Annotated in this window: 1 protein-coding gene; it reads right to left on the bottom strand. The window is 46.1% G+C overall.

The window, feature by feature from the left end:
• Window positions 1-405 precede the first annotated feature (405 nt).
• Window positions 406-771: a hypothetical protein gene (locus BVER_RS28680; protein WP_157056286.1), complete on the bottom strand. Its 366-nt coding sequence runs from the start codon at window positions 769-771 to the stop codon at window positions 406-408.
• Window positions 772-1,112: the final 341 nt, after the last annotated feature.

Below are 1,112 nucleotides of genomic sequence, written 5' to 3'. Positions count from 1 at the left end.
GTTATTTGGATTGCTACCTTCTCCTTCACCTTGATTGGTGCTTGGTAGTTCCATCTGTTTCGCAAAAATTTTAGCTCTACATTATTTACTTAAATTCGATATTTAATATTTACAAAGAATTCAAACAATATCACATAAATATATAGATAACACCGTAACGATAATTTTATATATACATAACCATAATGTCGCAATACCAAAAGGGTTACCCCTATCTTTTCTTTATACAAAAGTAGCTAGTAAAGAAAAGATAGAAGTAACACTCCCTAGCAACCGCTAGAAGCTCGTCCGACTTCCTAAAAGTCGGAACCACTACAAAAGTAAGGCACTAAGCCTAAGTCAAAAGCTATACAAAAGAGGACTAAAAGTAATCCTCCAAGCAGCAGTCACACACTAACTCTCTGACTAACCCCCCATCGGCTCAGGGTCAGAATGCCCTCCAGTTCCTTCAGCAGCATGCTGTCCTGGCTGAGCTACATGAGCTGCATCGGACTGGTTCACGCTATGATCGGAGCCCTGAGGCTCAACGTGACCTGATGAAATCTCGATAGTAGGTTCCACATCCTGACGAACTCGCTGCAACCTCTCCTCCTGATGCTGGATGCGCTGACGCAATCGCTCGATCTCTTGGGCCTGGGCCGTCATCTGCTGTGTCACTGTGGTAAGCTGCTGTGTCACATCTGTCAGCTGGTGAGCTGTATCTGCCAGCTTGGTCTCCACCTCATCAAGAATCCCCTCCTGCATCTGGAAAAGCTGATGATACTCTTCCACGGTAGTTACGCGATCTCTACGCTCCGTAGTCGCCATCCGAAGTAAATCCATCCTCTCCCTATCGAGTTGATGTACTACCCAAATGGGGTAGGGATAAGGTTCTCTAGTAGGACAAACACACTGAGATCCAACCAATGGATCACACACCCTAGTCACACCGACCTCGTAGTCGTGATAGGTCAGAAGGCGGGACATCTCCACGGGGTAATAGGGTCTGGGAGACTCCAACCGAGATGAAGTGATAGGGTCGTAGGGCTGACTCGGACCGGCACCATCTGTCATCCTATCAAACAATAACATTACAGGTCAGTTCTAACACTAAACTTCAGGCAGCATAACGC

Origin of the sequence: Candidatus Burkholderia verschuerenii, from assembly GCF_001189365.1 — a bacterium.
Lineage (GTDB): Bacteria > Pseudomonadota > Gammaproteobacteria > Burkholderiales > Burkholderiaceae > Caballeronia > Caballeronia verschuerenii.
The sequence above is the reverse complement of the archived record's forward strand: the minus strand, read 5'-3'. Positions and strand labels throughout refer to the sequence as shown.